Below are 18,962 nucleotides of genomic sequence, written 5' to 3' on the forward strand. Positions count from 1 at the left end.
TTATAACTTTATATAAAAGAGGTGTCCCCAATGCGATTTGCCCTAATTGAAAGCAAGATTATTCCAGACAAACTTCTAACGTCCCCTGCAAAAACTCATCAAATCTCCTCCATAGAAAGCATTCCTCACCAAGAATTAAATCCAGCCTACCCATTCTCACAAGAACTCCAGCAGCAATTATCCGGAAAGCAGCTTTTGCTGGATGACCTAAATGAACACATTCAAGTAATCCAGAAACACTATGAAAACGGGTATCTCATGTATCGAAAGGGAATTTTAAAAGAAGGGCGCAAAAGCTTCTGTCAGCGCTGCGGCAACAAGGACAAACAATTTTTCACCTCGTTTCCATGTGCAAGATGCGGGGAAGAGTGTCTCTATTGCCGAAAATGCATCATGATGGGAAGAGTGAGCACCTGCACGCCCCTGATCAGCTGGACAGGTCCAGTGCCCAAGTTAAAATGTACAGACCCGCCGCTTTCCTGGGATGGCACATTATCCGACGGACAGCAATTTGCATCCAAGCGGGTTGTCGAAGCCGTTAAAAACGACAAAGAGCTGCTCGTCTGGGCTGTCTGCGGAGCGGGGAAAACAGAAGTGCTTTTCGAAGGAATAAACGCGGCACTCACCGCTGAAAAAAGAGTATGCCTCGCAACCCCCAGAACCGACGTGGTCCTTGAGCTTACTCCACGTCTGAAAAAAGTATTTCCGACTATCACTGTCGCCTCCCTTTACGGCGGCAGCGAGGACCGACACCTCAATGCGCCGCTCACCATCGCCACTACCCACCAGCTTTTTCGTTTCCACAATGCCTTCGATACCGTCATCCTTGATGAAGTTGATGCCTTTCCCTATTCAGTCGAAGAATCGCTCCAGTATGCTGTTCGCCAATCGCGCAAACCGACATCCTCGATGATTTACCTAACCGCCACTCCTAATGAAAAATGGCAAAGAGATTGCCGCCAAGGAAAACGAGATTTTGTCACCATTCCCGCACGTTTTCACCGCCACCCTCTCCCGGTACCTCGTTTTCAATGGTGCGGCAATTGGGAAAAGCGACTCAAAAAAGAGCAGCTCCCGCCTAATGTCATCCAATGGATCAAAAACCGGCTGGATTCCAACAAGCAATGTCTATTATTTGTTCCTAAAATCGATAAGATGGGAAAAATTCTTCCTCTCGTAAGGAAACTTCATCCCAAAATTGAAGCGGTCCATGCCGAGGACCCTCAGCGTAAAGAAAAGGTTCAGGCAATGAGAAATAAGGAAATCCCGCTTCTGCTCACGACGACTATTTTAGAAAGGGGAGTCACTTTCCCTAATATTGATGTCGCTGTCTTGGGTGCAGAAGACCGGATTTTTACCGAAAGCGCTTTAGTGCAAATAGCTGGCCGTGTTGGAAGAAGCTCGCTTGCTCCCGGCGGTGATATTGTATTTTTTCATTATGGAAAAACAGAAGCCATGATCCGCGCGAAAAAACAAATCCAAAATATGAATGATGAAGCGGAAAAGAAAGGATTGATTGATTATTAATTATTGTCTTGTATGTTTTGCAGAAATAATCCCTCAAATCGGCTGGACCGCTTTATTTTCCAAAGAGGAGGAAGTGACAGTTTGCTGGTCTTGCCGCGAAAAGTTTTCCATCATTGTAGGCGAGACATGCCGGACTTGTGATCGTCCATTAGAGCAAATAGAACCGCAATTTAAGCTTCACGACCAATGTCTGGATTGTGTTCGCTGGGAGGAGGATCCGCATTGGGCAGAGACCTTGGAAAAAAACTACTCCATCGTGATGTACAATGATTTTGCCAAAGAGGTCATGGCCCAATTTAAATACCGAGGCGACTATGTCCTCGGGCATGTCTTTGCTTCTTTTATGAAAAAAAAGCTTGCTGCAATCCCCTTTGACAAGATTGTCCCGATTCCGTTAAGTGCCGAGCGCCTTTATGAACGCGGCTTTAACCAGTCAGAGGCATTCATTCGGGCTTGTGGCTTTGAGCCAAGCGATCTTTTTACCCGAATCCACACCGAAAAACAATCGAAAAAATCCCGCTCGGAACGAATCCATCTAGAGCAAGTTTTTCGAATAAAAGAACCCATTCCGAATCAAAACATTCTCCTGATTGACGATATTTATACTACGGGTTCCACTCTTCGGCATGCTGCCAAATGTTTAAAGGAAGCGGGCGCCGACTCAGTAAGCTCCCTCACTTTTGCCCGCGGCTAGCGAAAATTCGTGAATCCGTCATTTCTTAAATGGAGAACTTTGGCTATAATGGAGGAAATAAAGAGACATGTTCAACATGAGGGGGAGAAAGAATGGCAGAGCTTATGAATTGCCCAAAATGCGACAGTATTTTTGTAAAAAATAAATTCCGCGATGTGTGCGATAAATGCTGGAAAGAAGAAGAAAAAGCCTACGAAACCGTCTACAAATTCATGCGCAAACGCGAAAACCGCGCCGCAACGATGAGACAAGTCGTTGAAGCAACAGAAGTCGAAGAAGAATTGATTTTGAAATTTATCAAAGCCGGCCGACTTCAGCTAACCCAATTTCCGAATCTAGGATACCCTTGTGACAAATGCGGGGCAATTATTCGAACAGGGAAAATTTGTGATAAATGTACAGAAGAGCTAAGGAAGGATTTGCAAGTACATGCATCGGAAGAAGAACGCCGGAAGGAAATAGAACGAAGAGAGAAGCATGCGACTTACTTTGCGGGGAATGAGAAGTTTCGGAAGTAATTGGAGCAGAGGATATCTTTAGGGATATCCTTTTTTTGTTGGAAAAAAAGCCGATTCCCTAAATGCAAAGGCAGTCCATTTCCCAAGTAGCAAAAAAAGGGGCCTAAACGGTAAAAGCAAAGGAAGTATATTTCCCGAAAAGGTAAAAAAGGGAGCTTTGACGGTAAAAGCAAAGGGAGTTCATTTCCCGAAAAGGTAAAAAGGGAGCCTTGACGGTAAAAGCAAAGGGAGTACATTTCCCGAAAAAGTAAAAAAGGAACCTCAACGGTAAAAGCAAAAGGAGTTCATTTCCCAAAAAGGTAAAAAAGGAAGCCTAAACGGTAAAAGCAAAGGGAGTTCATTTACCGAAGAAGTAAAAAGGAAGCTCACACCCAATAAAATCCAGCTGCACATTATTTAATATTATCTAGATTAAACCGATATTAAATGCAGAACGCAGTGTACGGGAGTGGAACATATGCAAATCAACAACCAGCCATCACTTAATCCTTCAGCCCTTATGGAGAGTCCAGCAGAGATAAAGGAAGGGGCAGTCTATCGGGCCACGATTAAAGAGAGAGTTTCCGATAACGAAGCCATTTTACAAATAAGAGGCAAGGAACAGCTTGCCCGTTTTGAAGATGGTGTTCCAGCCTCGGGAAATCGGGTAACGATCCAAGTTAATGAAAAAAATGAGCAAATGATTCATGTGAAAACGATAGATACGGAAAGCGCCAAATCAGCTTCAAACGCTCGGGTGATCAATGAAGAGAACGTTCTAAAAAGCTTAGGACTATCCGGAAAAGAAAGCACCGGCTTAAAGCAAGCTGTTCAAATTTTATTAGACAAGGGTTCTCCACTATCCAAGGAAACCGTTCAAGATTTAAAAAACTTCATGGATAAAGCAACAGGAACGGCAGAAACAAAAATTGAAACTGTTAAGGCACTTGCCAATAAAAGACTTGAACCGACACAGCCGCAGCTCCGTGCTGTACATGAGGCTTTGCACGGCAAGCCATTAAATGAGGTGCTGACGGATATTGCAAAAGAAATTGACCCGGAGTTTAAACTTGAAAATAAAGATCCGAAGATACCGCAACAGAATATTCAAAAAACAAATATACCAACGAATCCCGTTGAAACAGCCAAGCCGACTCCAGTACAACAGGCTGAACCTATACAATCCAAACCTCCAGCACAATCCAATCAACTAAGCGAGCTTGTCCGGAAAAGCCGAGAAATGGTGGAGCAGGAGCCCAATTTAAAGAAGGCCATTCAGCAGATTAAAGAAGTCATCATAAAAAATCCAAATATCGACCGTGACCTAGCCCAAAAGGTTGAAAAAGCGGTGTCTGAGGCCGAGAAACTCCAATCAATTGGGAAGGATCGCCTGCTTCATGCATTAAAAGGTGCAGAAGAGCAACTGCTGAAAAGTGAGCAGCAATCCGTAAAGGCAGCGATTCAACAGAAAAGTACGGACACTCTTCCTACGAAGGAAGCGCATTTAGCCAGCGCAGTAAAAGATTTGCAAAACGAGGTTTCAAAAAGCCCAAACCTCCCTCGGTTCATTCATCAAGTAAAAGAACTAATTGCAGAAAATCCTCGCTTCCCTAAAGAGTTAACAGATAAAGCAAATCAGGCTGTTAATGAAGCGTCAGCCCTGGCAAAACAGGGGAGGATGACTACCGGAAGAGAAGTCTTGAGCAGAGTACTAGCTGAAATTGGGGAATCGGTTGAAAAAGTAAATGGAAAGGCTGTAAATCTTGATATTCGTCCAAGTGAGGTCGTTAGGGAAGTAAAAGCGGAAGTTCAAAGAAACCCAAACCTTCAACAAGCGATTGAAAAAGTGCGCGACCTGATTGTCAATCATCCAAAGGTAGATCGTGAAGTTGTTCAAAAAGTGGAGCAAGCTTTAAAAGAAGTGGCTCAGCTTCAGCAAGCAGGGAGAGAGTCAGTAGGTAGAGACCGCCTCCAGCAAGCCCTAACAAAAGCTGAAGTAGAACTAAAGCAGATAGAGTCCCGTCAACCTGCTCAGCCGACTCAGGTACCACAAACAGATCGAAGCACCACTGCACAGCAGCCAAGTGAAATCGTGAAGGAAGTAAAAGCAGAGGTTCAAAGGAATCCAAACCTTCAACAGGCTATAGAAAAAGTCCGGGATCAAGTCGTAAACCATCCTAAAATGGATCGTGAAGTTGCTCAAAAGGTAGAACAAGCTTTAAAAGAAGCGAGCCAGCTACAACAAATCGGTAGGGAATCAGTAGGCCGAGAGCGTCTCCAACAGGCTTTAGCCAAAGCAGAAGTTGAATTAAAACAACTGGAAACCCGTCAGCCGACTCAAGTATCACAACCAGAACGAAGCACAGCAGAACAGCGCCCAAGTGATATTTTGAAGGAAGTAAAAACAGAAATTCAAAGAGAACCAAACCTGCAGCGGGCAATAGAAAAAGTCCGCGACCAAGTCGTCAACCATCCAAAAATGGATCGTGAGGTTTCTCAAAAAGTAGAACAAGCTCTAAAAGAAGCCAGCCAGCTTCAACAAATAGGCAAAGAATCAGTCGGTCGAGATCGTCTTCAACAAGCCTTGGCCAAAGCGGAAGTTGAATTAAAACAAATAGAAATCCGCCAACCGGCACAACAATCACAAAACCAGCTAAATAGTGAAACGAAAATCGAACCAAATTCAAAGCAAACTGAAACTCAGCCGATTAAACAAGAACCAAATGTAAAAGACTCCATTCAACAAGTCCGTGAACAGATCAAAACAGAGTCTGACACGAATAAAGTTTTACAAAAAGTTCAGGATCTCATTACAAACAACAAAAATATAGATCCTCAAATTTCAAAAGATATAGAGCGATTAGCCAAACAAGCCAACCAACTGGATCAGGCCGGTCGTGAGCGCCTTGTTAAAATGCTTCAACAAGTGGAGGCCGCTTTAAAACAGGAGACGCAAACAAAAGGTACGGACAATGGTTCAGAAATGAATCAAAAGGAACAGTCAGCTACTAAGATTACACAGCCAATGAACAATTTAAAAAATGCTGACATGACAGAACTAGCAAAATCTCAAGAAGTTCGTCCTTCCGATACTATTAACCAAGCATTAAAACAACTGCAAAAAGAACCAAACCTAGAACATGCACTTGAGCAGGTACGAAAAGAAATCACTAGTAATCCAAGTATTGATGTAAAAACAATTGAACGAGCTGAAAAAGCAATTAATAATGCCAATCAACTGCTAGATCGAGGAAGAGAAATAGCAGCCCGACAACAAATTACATCAGAACTATCAGAAATCGAGCAAGAGCTGGCCAAAGCAGAGCCAAAGGTAACTCCGGATCAAAAGCTAGCCCAGTACGACCTGAATGAACAGCTGCAATCCATGCAAGTTCAATCAAAAGATATTCTAGTAACCAAGGTTTCTCAGAAACTAGCCCAGGCCACTCATGATTTTCGTGAGCTAAAGCGGGAAATATCCAGAAGCCTTGATAACGTCCATCGTTTGGTTGAAACGTTCAAAAATAACGCCTATCCACAGGCAAAGCAAATGCTGGAAACGGCCATCAGTAAGCTTGATAATGCAATTTTAAAAAGTGAAATGATGCTTTTTACAGACATGAAAACGGAAAAACAGCTCATGCAGGCAAGCTCTCAGCTAGCCGAAGCGAAAAAGTTATTAGCAAAAGGAGATCATGCTCAAGCTGGGAAAATTGTTCACGACGTAAAAAATTTAGTCGACAAACTTATTTTTAAACCGTCAGAACAAAAAATCATGCACTTTATCAATAAAGAGAGTATGGCTCTTGAAAATCGTACACCTGGACAACAAATGCTGGCCCAATTTGGGGAAACAACTCGCGGATATGCTGGCCAGGAAGCATCACCAAGACAAATGTTTGAAATGGTCCGTTCTCTTGGATTGAATCATGACAGTGATGTCGCACAGTCCTTAGTATTCCAAAAAGGCGATCAATCTCAAGAAAACCAGCAACAGCAGCAAAACTTAAAAGCAGTTCTGATGAAGCTAGCACAAGGAGAAGAAACCAATACAAAAATTACCCAACATGCTGAACAAGCCTTAACAAATCTGACTGGCCAGCAGCTACTAAGTAAATCGGACGCAACAGGTACCTTGCAAAGCATGTTCTTTAATCTTCCGCTTCTGTTAGGCGGCAAACCAGAAAACCTGCAAGTATTTGTCAACTCGAAAAATGAAGGTCAGCAAGTAGATTGGCAGAATTGTAATTTATACTTTTTACTCGAAACGAAAAAACTCGGAGACGTTGGCATTCTATTAAATTCAACGGATAAAAATTTATCCATTACAATCAAAAATGATCTGCCAGGTTTTAAAGAGAAAATGGAGCCATTGGCAGCTTTTACAAAAGATAAGCTTCAAGAGGTAGGATATAACGTCAGCAGCCTAAGTTTTACAAGAATGACCCCTATCCAAACAGAATCTATTTCTCAAAACGAACCAAATGCCCAAGCTAAACCAACAAGACCAGTCTTTACCGAGAAGGGAATGGACTTCAAAATATGAGAGTTTCAAACTTTTACAACCAAAAGAAACGCAAAGAAATCAACGGTCCTTCCGCCGCTGTTATTAAGTACGATGAAGAAAACGGGAAGGCCCCTGTCATTGTCGCCCATGGAAAAGGACAGGTTGCCCAACAAATTATCGAACTAGCCCAAAAGAATAATATTCATATGCAAGAGGATTCTTCACTAGTAGCCAACCTGCTGGACATGGACCTGGGGGATAATATTCCCCCCCAGCTTTATGCCGTCATGGCGGAAATTTTAGTGCTAATTGAGGAAATGGAAAAAAACTATTAAACACTTGAGAAAATTGTCGATAAAAGAGACAGACAACCAATTTGGAGGTGCACAGTAGTGACCGACTTCTTAACAGAAGAATTGATTTATAAAAAATCACCTCAAGAAATCACTTCATTACTATATGAAGTTTGTATAACCACTCTGGAAGAAGCAGTGGAAGCCATAAAACAAAAGGATTATTTCAAATCCAATAAACTTTTAACAAAAGCAAATGACATCCTTTACAGACTGGATGCGGGAATAAACTATGAAGCCGGAATTATCGCAGACCAACTAGACGCCCTCTATGACTACATGTCAGAGAAGCTAATTGAAGCAAACATAAATAAAGATACTAAGTTAATAGAAGAAGTAATAAACATTCTTAGTGAAATAAGTGCATCGTGGAATCAGGCTCTTAAAACAAAACCCAACAAGCTGCCAAATGCTTTACGTCAAAAAGCAAATGCCTACGAAAAACATATCCTTACAGTAGAATAGCTAAAATAAAGGAGATCTAATGAAATGAGAATTAATAATAATATTCAAGCATTGAATGCTTATAGAAACCTATCATCTAACCAATTCAACACTTCCAAAAACCTAGAAAGACTATCTTCAGGACTACGCATCAATCGTGCAGCAGACGATGCAGCTGGTCTAGCAATCTCTGAAAAAATGCGCGCCCAAATCCGCGGCTTACAAATGGCTGAAAGAAATTCCCTAGACGGAATTTCCCTAATCCAAACAGCTGAAGGTGCATTAACTGAAGTACATAGCATGCTTCACCGTATGCGTGAGCTAGCTGTACAAGCAGCCAACGACACAAACACAGAAGGCGATCGTAAGGAAATTCAGAAGGAAATTGATCAGTTGACTTCTGAAATAAATCGTATTGGTAATGCTACTGAGTTTAATACGAAGAAGATTTTGAATGGTGGGGCTACGAAGATTGCACCTACAGTTGATAAATATGGAGTTGCAATTGCAACTGGAGAAGTAGCGTTAGAAACAAAAACTGCTAGTGTAGAAGGTAAAGTTTCAGTATTGACAACTACTCTAGCTAGCGTAGCAACTACGACTCAAGGAAAATATGAATTTACTATTAAAAATGCCTTTGCTGAAGGTGAAAAAATTACTTTTAATAATAAAGAGTATACATTTACAGCTACGCCTTCCGGAGCTAATGATGTAGATATTTCAAGTGCTACAACTCCTTCAGCACAGGCAGCAGCACTAGCAACATTAATAGGAACAGTAGATTCTGATTTTACAGCTGGTGCTACCAATACAGGCGCTAAAATTCAACTAACTGAAGCGGCTGGAACTGGAAATACATATTCCATCACAGCAAACCCAACTAACTTATTAGAAAAATCAGGCGAATATTCACTAGAATTAACCAAAAAGTTCATTGCCGGAGAGCAAATAAAAGTAGGTAACGAAACTTTTACATTTGTATCTAGCGGGGCAACTGGCAGTCAAATAAATATCGGAGACACTGAATCTGAACAAGCTTCTAACATTAAAGCAGCTATTGAGGCAAATTCAAATCTTTCTACAAGATTCTCAGTAGAAGTAGTAGATAACAAATTAACTCTAAAAGAAAAAGCAGGACAGGCTAAAGGCTCTGCACCAGTGATTAATAGAGTTGGTAACGCCCAAGGTACAGTTCATTTTAATGAAATCTCCCCAGGTTCAGCATCAACAACGGCAAAATATGAAATCGATATTACAAATGTATTCAGAGAAAATGAAACAATACAAATTGGTACCCAAGTATTCACTGGTAAATTAGGTACAGCAGGGACCGGACAATTTAGTGTAGATGGCAATGCACGTGACCAAGCAAATAGTTTGAAACAAGCAATTGAGGCAAACACTACATTAGGCGGGGCTTATAATGTAAGTATCGCTGGAACAAAAATCACGTTAGAGGCAAAAGCAAATGGTGCTGGTACAATTACTAAACCTGAAACTGATTTAACCCAAGCCATCCCAGGGCAATTCAGCTTCACCATCGAACGTTCAATCGTAGGCCAATCCTACACAATTGACGACGTTGAAATTAAAGTAGTCAATGATTCTACAAAATATAACGATGATGTCAATACGGGCAAGGCTATGCGTTACAGCGAAGTTCTATCTGAGCAAGCTGATAACTTAAGAAAAGCGATTGAAAGAAACCCTGAATTAGGTAAAAAATACTTTGTTACTGGCTCAGGAAACGAAATTAAATTAGAACAAAGGCCTGGTTATGAAAGTGCTGTCTTACCAAACATAATGCTTTCCAACACTGGCGACGGAGATACATTTAAATCCAACCTCCAAATTGGACCTAACCAGCATCAAGTGTTAACAGTGGAATTACATGATATCCGTTCACCAATGCTCGGTATAGCTACAACAGATCCAAGAACTGAAATTAGAGATATTAACGGCGATCTAATCGAAGGTGCTGCATTTAATGTAGTAAAAAATATCTCAAATGGACTAAGTGAAGGGTTTGTTGAATTCTCAATTGATGTAACATCTCATGAGAAAGCATCTGCAGCTATCAAAGTATTCGATACAGCTATCGAAAGAGTTAACGGTGAAAGAGCTTCCCTAGGAGCGCTTCAAAACCGCCTAGAGCACACAATCAACAACCTAAAAGTAACTCATGAAAACCTATCATCTTCTGAATCACGTATTCGTGACGCTGATATGGCACTTGAAATGACTGCATTTACGAAAAACAACATCCTTAATCAGTCTGCTCAAGCGATGCTTGCTCAAGCAAACCAATTGCCGCAAGGTGTTCTACAATTACTACAAGGCTAATTTTCCGAGAGGTGCACACCACAGCACCTCTCTCTTTTTACACTAATTTATGATAAAATAAAGTCACACTTCGATTTTAAGGTGGTTGTCACATGGATGTTCAAAAGATCGGAAAAACAGGACTGGATAAAATTCAAACCAAACAAAACTTACCAACAGAAAGTATTTCCTTCCAAGAAGTAATTTCGAAGAATCGTCAGCAGGTTTTATATGATAAATTCAACAAGATGGTTCAAGATATCGAAGATCAAGGGAAAGCTTTATCCGAAAAGCGGACAGTTGATGAACTTAGGAAATATAAGAAATTAGTAAAAAGTTTTCTAGAAGAAGCTGTTCAAAATGGCCTTCAATTGGAAGAACAACGTGGCTTCAATCGCCGCGGTCGAACTAAAATCTACAAAATTGTTAAAGAAGTAGATAAAAAGCTTATTGATTTGACGAATACCGTATTAGATAAAGAAAAGAAGGGCCTCGACATATTAAATCAAGTTGGTGAGATTAAAGGATTATTGATTAATATTTACACATAAAGAGTCTAATAAGTTACTTACTTCTTTACGAAGCAATCACCACATAAAACCTCAAATAAATTTACTTCAAGTGTAGTCAAACAGGGCAATTTCGATGGAAAGAAGTCCTGTTTTTTGCTATTCCCCATCATGTCTATCACAATTTCAAAAATCTATCGATGAAATTTTCAACTTAAAGAAAGGAGTTTGCCAAAAATTAAAGAGAAATGAGGAAATTGTATGGAAAAAAATATAAGCTATCATTCAAATGATATACTTATGAAATCATTGAGTGAGCTTTACAAAAATCAGGTTTTGAAAGTTTATCAGCTAGATTACCCAAAAATAAAAGAAGTTCTTCCTAATAACTTTCCGCAAATGAAGGTAGATGAACGGCGAGCTGATAATGTCTTTTTACTTGAAGATGAATCAATTTTGCTTTTAGAATATGAAACAAACAGTCGAATCATTGAAAATCATCTTAAATATAGCGAATATGTTCTCCGGATTGTAAATCGATATTATAAGGAAGACAATCAAATTAAAAAGGTTCATGTTGCAGTTATATATTCAAGCGATATCATTCCAGACGTTCAATTATTAGATATGGGAAGTATGTTTATAGAAACAAAATCAGTTTCACTTCGGGACTTTGACGGTAATGCCATTCTAGTTGCAATTAAACATAAAATAGAAAATGGAATTTTGCTTACTAAAGTGGATATAATGAAATTAATACTTGTGCCTCTCATGAAAAGTACCCAAGATCGCCACGATTTAATTCGAAAGAGCATAGATATTGCAAAAGAAATTCAAAATGATTATGAGCAAATTGCCGTCATCGTAGGAATTTTGACTGCGACTGATAAGATTATTGACGAAGAATACTCTAAAAGTATAAGGGAGTGGTTACGGATGACCAAGGTCGAGAAAATCTATCAGCAGGAGAAGGAAGAATCCTTGCGAGAATTAGCAATAAGAAAACAGCAAGAAATAGAACAATCCTTGCGAGAGCAGGCTTTAAGAAATCAACAGGAAAAAGAACAAGCCCTAAAGGAGCAGGCTTACGAAATAGCAAGAAAGTTACTAGCGGATTTGAATGTGGAAAAAGTATCACAAATAACGGGATTATCAGTTGCTGAAGTTGAAAAACTAAAAATAGACAAATAGCCTAAATTCCTTAAAAAGTATTGCGGCATCTTAAGCAAATGCACCGGAGAATTCAAAGGTCTGTTCATTAATATTTACACATACTCCAACTACTAGAGCTCATTTCTAGTAGTTTTTTTGACTACAATATAACGCCATTTTTACAAAATCAACTTTTTTCTTCAACTTCTCGAATTTTTACCGATATAAGAAAAAGAATAACGAATAGGGATGGAAATTTATAAACATAATCGAACTTTATATAAACATTTTAAAGGGGTGAACCAAATGAAAATCAACAATATCGGTCGTGTGAACGTTAACCCATATAATAAGCAAATGGAAAAAATGGAGAAGGCACAAAATGTATCAAAGCGGGACAAAATCGAAATTTCCTCTGAGGCATTGGAGCTTCAAAAGGGAGGTCCACTTGAAATTGAACGACAAGAAAAAGTGGAGAAATTAAAGGAAAAGGTTCAATCAGGGGAATATGAAATAAAACCGCGAGAAATCGCTAAAAAAATGTATGACTTTTGGAATCTGTAATAAAAGGGAAAAGGGGGATTAACCTTTGTCTGCTCTCAATCTTATAAAAACACTCGAAATGCTGTTAAAAACGTACGAGAAACTGACAACAGCAGCCGTTCAAAAAACAAAAATTATCAAAAAAGGTGATCTCTCTGCCCTGCAATCAACCATTACAGAAGAGAAACTCTTTCTACAAGCTCTCCAAAAGCTAGAAAGCAAATTACAAAATGAAACAAAATTATTTTTAAAAGCGGATCAGTCATCAGATCGGAATATCACATTGACTGAATGTATAAATGCGGCTGCTGATCCAGAAAAACAAGAATTATCAGGGATCAAATCTGCCTTAGAAGAACAAATCAGCATGCTGAAGCAGCAAAACGAACTAAACCAGCAATTAATCGAGCAATCCTTACAGTTCGTCAACATGTCAATCGATATGCTGTCACCAGAGATTGACTCCTATAACTACGATCGTCCGCATCAGGGACATGATATAGAAGAAACCAAACGTTCTATTTTTGATTCAAAGGCGTAATGGGGGAAAAATATAATGATTTCTACATTTCACGGGTTAGAAGTTGCCAAAAGAGGGATGTCGGCTCAGCAGGCAGCTTTGTATGTAACTGGACATAATATATCAAATGCTAATACTCCTGGATATTCAAGACAAAGGGTCAACTTTGAACAGACAAATCCTTTCCCAAACCCTTCCATGAATCGTCCGCAAATTCCAGGGCAAATGGGAACTGGAGTCATGGCAGGGTCCATTCAACGGATGAGGGACAGCTTCATAGATGACCAATACCGCGGTGAAAACAATAAGCTTGGCTATTGGAGTGCTAGAAGCCAGTCATTGCATACGATGGAAACCATCATGAACGAGCCGACGGAGCACGGTTTAGCCAATACTCTTGATCAATTTTGGAAGTCCCTTCAAGACTTGTCTGTTACTCCTCAGGATTCTGGGACAAGATCTGTTGTTCGTCAGAGAGGTCTAGCCGTTGTTGATACGTTCAATTATTTAAGTTCGAGCCTTACAGCGGTTCGTGAAGATTACAAGAATGAAATTGATGTTACTCAAAAAGCAGTAAACTCCATTCTTAACCAAATAAATGATATTAATAAACAAATTGGTGATATTGAAGTTCATGGGTACTTGCCTAATGATTTGTATGACAAGCGAGATTTATTGATTGATAGCCTATCAACCTATGTAAATATTAAAGTAGACCCGCAAAAATCTGGCGGTCTTGCTTCACCAATTGCCGATGGTAAAGTGGATATTTACCTTGCAGACAACGATGGAAAAATATTGAAAGATTCAAATGGAAGGAACATTAAGCTAATTGATAAAGATGGAACAGCTATCGGGATCAGTGTTCAATATGACACTGCTCATCCTGAAAATCCTGTTAAAGGGCTAAACTTCGTAAAGCTTGACCCAAATAGCAAGCGCATTGATGGCTTTGCAGTCAACCCAGCAGATCCATCAAAGGCAATGGATCCATCTTATACTTTTACTAGCTTCGAGCCTTTAAAAAATAATTCTACTGGAAGCTTGAATTCTTTTATTGAATCTTATGGCTTCACAGACGCAAATGGTAAAGCAAATGGTACATACCCTGACATGCTTCGAAAATTAGACGAAATGGCGTACACTTTTTCGCAAAAATTTAATGAAGTCCATCGTTCAGGCTGGAGTTTGACAGAATTGGAGAATGGGGTAAAGGACGGGAAAAACTTCTTCACCTTTGATGATAGTTCTCCTACTAAACCTACTCTTGCAGATCCGACTGGGGCAGCCAAGCGATTAAAAATTGATAAAGCTATTCTTGAGAGTACGGATAATATTGCAGCAGCTGCGGAAGGGATGATGATTTCCTCAACCATGCAAAAAAATGCTGCAAATGATGCAGGAACAACGGGTGAACCTGTTATTTTTGGAAATATCGACTTCCTGCCAGGTGTAAGTGCGATAAATGTGGAAGTTTTCTCTGATGGGGCTGACTGGAAGTATAAGATTACTGAGCAACCATCTGGAAATGTAAGCCCAGCTACTGTAATAGACATCAAAAACAATGTAGCGGAACTTCCAGGAGGCTTGAAAGTTGATTTTTCAAGTGTGGCAAATCAGAAAACAGGAGATTCCTGGTCACTAACAATTAATAATAATGAGGGCATTACCCCAAAAGATAAAGCTTTCGCAGGCAGCGGATCCAATGCGTCAGCACTTGCGAGAGTAAAAGACGAAATCTTAAATTACGATGGCTCATCATCATCCGTAATGAGCTTTTACCAATCGATAATTGGGGACATGGGAGTTAAGGCTTCTCAAGCTAACCAAATGACCAAGAATACAAAAGTTCTTGCTGATTCCGTTTTAACAAGAAGAGAATCTATTTCATCCGTTTCACTTGATGAGGAAATGATTAACATGGTTAAATTTCAGCATGCCTACAACGCAGCAGCAAGAAATATAACGATGGTGGATGAAATGCTAGATCGAATTATTAATAATATGGGATTAGTTGGCAGATAGGCTGGTGATTAATTAATGCGGATTACACAAAATATGCTCATGCGTAATAACCTCAATTATATTAGCAATAACTATGAACGATATGGCGATCTTCTCGATCAAATCAATTCTCAGAAGAAAATTACTCGCCCATCCCAAGATCCAGTCATCGCGATTAAAGGGATGTCCTATCGTTCTCAAGTGGTAGAAGTTGAACAGTTTGAAAGAAATCTAAGTGAAGTACATAGCTGGATGGATAATGCGGATGCCACACTTAGCGATACGACTCAAGTTCTTCACAGAATTAAGGAGCTTATTGTCCAAGCTTCCAATGAAACGTACACACCCGATCAACGAAATGGGATTGCAAAGGAAATTAGTGAATTACAAAACCACCTGCAGTCGCTTGCCAATACAAAAATAAACAACAAGTATATTTTTAATGGTACGAATACGAACAGCAAGCCAGTGGATATTAGTCAAATTGGATTTAATATCGCTGATTTGAATGGGATGGATGCTCAGACTCGGAAAGATCTAATACTGAATTATCAGGGTAAACAATTTACGTTTGATAGTGCGCCTACTCCAATAATAAATAGTTCTACCGTTGATGGAATCACAACCAAAGATACAACTCATACCTATGTATTTAAAAGCGGCAATGAGGAAATAACACTAACCCATAAGTTAACTGAGACAACAAAGGATGGTGTTACTTCTACAAAGGAAGAAGAGTCTGTTGTTTATAATAAAGATTCAGGTGATCCAACTAAGGCAATTTCTATTACAAGCGGAGACATCGTCATCTCAAACAAAAACGCCATTTCCACCAATCAACAAGATCTAGAAATTGAAGTAATGAAAGGCATTAACATTAATGTCAACATTCGCCCGCAGAATGTTTTTTCCGCGGAAATGTTCAAGGATACAGCAGATCTTATTAAGGCACTAAAGGAGCCTAGTCAAAAAGCTACGGATATTAACGCTTTCCTTAGCAAATTTGAGAAGCATTTTGATAACGTGACGGCTGAAAGATCAGACCTAGGAGCCAGGTTTAACCGGGTAGAATTAATTGAGGAAAGACTTGGCCAACAGGATTTAATTGCGAGGAAAACGATGTCTGAAAACGAAGATATTGATTTTGAAAAAGCAGTCACTGATCTCAAAATCCAAGAGATGATTCACCGATCAGCTCTAGCTGTAGGGGCAAGAATTATTCAGCCAACATTAATGGATTTTTTACGATAATTATTTTATGCAGCTATCTTTTTCGGAAGATAGCTCTTTTTCCATTTTCTAAAGTGAGGTGACTATTGATGAGGCTACCTAGCATCCAAATCAATGCTACAAGTGCAAAGCTTGAAATTCAGAAGACACCAACAACGATTCAAATGCGGCAGCCAATGGCAGATATGACCATAAGGCAGCCACATGCCCAAATAGATTATCAGCAAAGAGACGCAACTATTCAAATTGATCAATCAGAGGCATTTGCTGATGCAGGTTTAAAGCCGATTAGCAGACATATACGGGAATGGGCAGAAAAGGGAGAGCAACAAGCTAAGCAGGCCATCGCAACGATTGCCCAGCAAGGCGATCAAATGATGAAAATTGAGCAAGGGGGTCTAGTCATTCCCCAAATCGCAAAGACCAATAGCGAAGATCCGATAAGGGAATTTAACATAGGCTTTATGCCATCATCTGCATCCAAGGTAAAAATCCAATACTCTCCTGGAGCATTTCACATGAAAGTTGATCAGCAAGAACCCATTATTAAAATAAAGCCAAATCAACCAGTAATTAACGTAAATCCTGGTAAGACTAATATTTATCTAAAACAAAAGTCGTCCATTTCATTTTCAGTACCGGGCTTAAATGTAGATGTTCAAAAATAAGATAGAGGGGTGAAATCATGTTAATCCAGACGAAGTATCATGGTGAAATAGAAATTGATCAGGAAAATATCATTCATTTTGAGAATGGGATTCCTAGCTTTGAGGAAGAAAAGAGATTTACCCTGTTAGAATTGGGGGAAGATACCCCATTTATCGTTTTACAATCCTTATCAACACCTGCTCTAGCCTTTCTTGTAACGGATCCCTTTAGCTTTTTTCCAGAATATAAAGTCGCTATTCCAGAGGCAGTGATTGAGCAGTTGAAAATTGAAGAGAAAGAAACTGTGGCGACCTTTGGCATCTTGACTGTGAAGGAGCCCTTCGAAGAAACAACAATAAATTTAAAAGGTCCAATTATTATTAATACGAAAGAAAAACTAGGAAAGCAAATTGTTCTGAATGACGCTGAATACCTTACGAGGCATATAATTTTCAAACAAAAACCCTCTGTAGGAGAGGAGCGCTAATATGCTTGTTTTAACAAGAAAACTTAACGAAGCCATCCGAATCGGCGAAGACATCGAAATCAAAATCCTATCCATTGAGGGCGAACAAATTAAAATCGGCATCGATGCCCCAAAAAATATAGAGATTCACCGTAAAGAAGTTTACCTAGCCATCCAGCAAGAAAACCAAAAAGCAGCACAAACATCCATCTCCATCTTAGAAAATTTCACAAAACAAATAAAAAATACAAAAATCTATTAAAACTCGACAAAATAGGCCGATATAATCATCGTAAAGCAAAATAAGAGTCTGGACGGCCGCTAGTCTCTTATTTTGCTGCTAAAAAAACCACATGGATGTGGGACAAACAAACATTTCAAGGAGGAAATACAAATGATTATCAACCACAATATTTCTGCGTTGAACACGTACCGTCAGATGGGTGTTAACCAAAATGCAGGCTCAAAAGCAATGGAAAAATTATCTTCAGGTCTTCGTATCAATCGTGCAGGCGACGATGCTGCGGGTCTAGCAATCTCTGAAAAAATGCGTGCACAAATCAAAGGTTTAGACCAAGCTTCTCGTAACTCTCAAGATGGTATCTCAATGATCCAAACAGCTGAGGGTGCATTACAAGAAACTCACAATATCCTACAACGTATGCGTGAGCTAGCAACACAAGCAGCAAACGATACTAACGTAGCTGTTGATCGTGAAGAAATCCAAAAAGAGATGAACCAATTAACTTCTGAAATTAACCGAATTGGTAACACAACTGAGTTCAATACTCAGAAGTTACTTAATGGTGGCGGAGTTGATCCAACTAAGAAAACATCAGTATCTGGAAATGGATTAACAGTACCTGCGAACTTAGCAGGTGGAGAAGGTACTGCGAATGTTTTAAACACTCCAGCGGATCGTGCTAATGCATCAATTGCATTAAGTGCTATTAACGCAACTGCGACAAATGATGATGGTAAAAGTTTTAGAGTAACAATTGGAGAACGTGAACTAACTGTTAAGTATGATTCAACCGCTTCAAATCATTCAATTGATGGTGATAATATTACTATCAAAACAACTGATGGTATGACAGCTCCCAATTTAGCAACGGCTATTGGAGATCAATTAACTAGTGTTATTAATAATGATGAAAATTTAAAAGGTAAATATACAGTAGATACTACATCCACAGCTGGAACTATTAAAATCCAAGGTAATGCAATTGCATACGATAAAGATGGTAAGTTAACTGGGCCTCTTGATGGCGGAAAAGTGAAAATTGCAGATGGAGTAACTGGAACAGGAGGAACTATTACTAATTCAGCTTCAAAAGGAGCACATGGAACAGCAACAATTGACTTTTCAAAAAGTTCTGCTGAAACATTAGCTGGAACTGGTATTGTAATTGATGGAAAATCAGTTGATTTCTATGACAGTGCTAATGGTAAATATGAAGGTAATGCAGATTTTGCAATTGACTTAAATGGAGCTCGTAACGGCCAGCAAGTTGTTGATAAAATCGTAGATGCAATGTCTGGAACT

General features: G+C 39.5%; 16 protein-coding genes and 2 pseudogenes. All 18 read left to right on the plus strand.

The window, feature by feature from the left end; translation table 11 throughout:
- The first annotated feature begins 30 nt into the window (after positions 1-30).
- Entirely contained in the window at positions 31-1,527 is a 1,497-nt protein-coding gene (locus tag AR328_RS03985; RefSeq protein WP_066290337.1) for a DEAD/DEAH box helicase, read from the plus strand.
- A complete protein-coding gene (locus AR328_RS03990) occupies positions 1,517-2,221 on the plus strand; it encodes a ComF family protein (protein WP_066290340.1) in 705 nt (234 codons plus the stop codon). The genes AR328_RS03985 and AR328_RS03990 overlap by 11 nt, the downstream gene beginning before the upstream one ends.
- Positions 2,222-2,313: 92 nt before the next feature.
- A complete protein-coding gene (locus tag AR328_RS03995; RefSeq protein WP_066290342.1) occupies positions 2,314-2,739 on the plus strand; it encodes a TIGR03826 family flagellar region protein in 426 nt (141 codons plus the stop codon).
- Between the two features lie 457 nt (positions 2,740-3,196).
- Positions 3,197-7,264 (plus strand): hypothetical protein, encoded by a 4,068-nt coding sequence (locus tag AR328_RS04000; RefSeq protein ID WP_066290350.1) that lies wholly within the window; start codon positions 3,197-3,199, stop codon positions 7,262-7,264.
- A complete protein-coding gene (locus AR328_RS04005; RefSeq protein ID WP_066290352.1) occupies positions 7,261-7,560 on the plus strand; it encodes an EscU/YscU/HrcU family type III secretion system export apparatus switch protein in 300 nt (99 codons plus the stop codon). Before AR328_RS04000 ends, AR328_RS04005 begins: the two co-directional genes overlap by 4 nt.
- Before the next feature lie 57 nt (positions 7,561-7,617).
- The gene (gene fliS / locus AR328_RS04010; RefSeq protein ID WP_066290355.1) at positions 7,618-8,043 is read left to right on the plus strand and encodes a flagellar export chaperone FliS; all 426 of its coding nucleotides are present in this window, start codon (positions 7,618-7,620) and stop codon (positions 8,041-8,043) included.
- Between the two features lie 24 nt (positions 8,044-8,067).
- Positions 8,068-8,481, plus strand: a pseudogene (locus tag AR328_RS22090) (flagellin N-terminal helical domain-containing protein); the annotation flags it as partial.
- A gap of 1,449 nt (positions 8,482-9,930) precedes the next feature.
- Positions 9,931-10,365, plus strand: a complete 435-nt coding sequence (locus AR328_RS22770; protein WP_442854433.1) for a flagellin — start codon at positions 9,931-9,933, stop codon at positions 10,363-10,365.
- A 92-nt stretch (positions 10,366-10,457) separates the two neighbouring features.
- Positions 10,458-10,895 carry a YaaR family protein gene (locus AR328_RS04020; RefSeq protein ID WP_066290360.1) on the plus strand — a complete coding sequence of 146 codons (438 nt, stop codon included), beginning with the start codon at positions 10,458-10,460 and terminating at the stop codon, positions 10,893-10,895.
- A 219-nt stretch (positions 10,896-11,114) separates the two neighbouring features.
- A complete protein-coding gene (locus AR328_RS04025) occupies positions 11,115-12,044 on the plus strand; it encodes a transcriptional regulator (protein ID WP_066290362.1) in 930 nt (309 codons plus the stop codon).
- Between the two features lie 267 nt (positions 12,045-12,311).
- On the plus strand, positions 12,312-12,569 hold the full coding sequence (flgM, locus tag AR328_RS04030; RefSeq protein WP_066290365.1) for a flagellar biosynthesis anti-sigma factor FlgM: 258 nt from the start codon (positions 12,312-12,314) through the stop codon (positions 12,567-12,569).
- A gap of 25 nt (positions 12,570-12,594) precedes the next feature.
- Positions 12,595-13,089, plus strand: a complete 495-nt coding sequence (locus AR328_RS04035; RefSeq protein ID WP_066290368.1) for a flagellar protein FlgN — start codon at positions 12,595-12,597, stop codon at positions 13,087-13,089.
- Between the two features lie 15 nt (positions 13,090-13,104).
- Positions 13,105-15,093: a flagellar hook-associated protein FlgK gene (gene flgK / locus AR328_RS04040; RefSeq protein WP_066290370.1), complete on the plus strand. Its 1,989-nt coding sequence runs from the start codon at positions 13,105-13,107 to the stop codon at positions 15,091-15,093.
- A 15-nt stretch (positions 15,094-15,108) separates the two neighbouring features.
- A complete protein-coding gene (gene flgL / locus AR328_RS04045; protein ID WP_066290373.1) occupies positions 15,109-16,323 on the plus strand; it encodes a flagellar hook-associated protein FlgL in 1,215 nt (404 codons plus the stop codon).
- Positions 16,324-16,391: 68 nt separating this feature from the next.
- Positions 16,392-16,970, plus strand: coding sequence for a DUF6470 family protein (locus AR328_RS04050; RefSeq protein ID WP_066290378.1), 579 nt, complete (start codon positions 16,392-16,394; stop codon positions 16,968-16,970).
- 17 nt (positions 16,971-16,987) lie between these two features.
- Positions 16,988-17,437 (plus strand): flagellar assembly protein FliW, encoded by a 450-nt coding sequence (gene fliW / locus AR328_RS04055; RefSeq protein WP_066290381.1) that lies wholly within the window; start codon positions 16,988-16,990, stop codon positions 17,435-17,437.
- A gap of 1 nt (position 17,438) precedes the next feature.
- Positions 17,439-17,678 carry a carbon storage regulator CsrA gene (gene csrA, locus AR328_RS04060; protein ID WP_066290388.1) on the plus strand — a complete coding sequence of 80 codons (240 nt, stop codon included), beginning with the start codon at positions 17,439-17,441 and terminating at the stop codon, positions 17,676-17,678.
- Positions 17,679-17,855: 177 nt separating this feature from the next.
- Positions 17,856-18,164, plus strand: a pseudogene (locus AR328_RS23440) (flagellin N-terminal helical domain-containing protein); the annotation flags it as partial.
- Between the last annotated feature and the right edge of the window lie 798 nt (positions 18,165-18,962).

Source organism: Bacillus sp. FJAT-29937, assembly GCF_001509555.1.
Taxonomy (GTDB): Bacteria; Bacillota; Bacilli; order Bacillales; family Cytobacillaceae; genus Cytobacillus.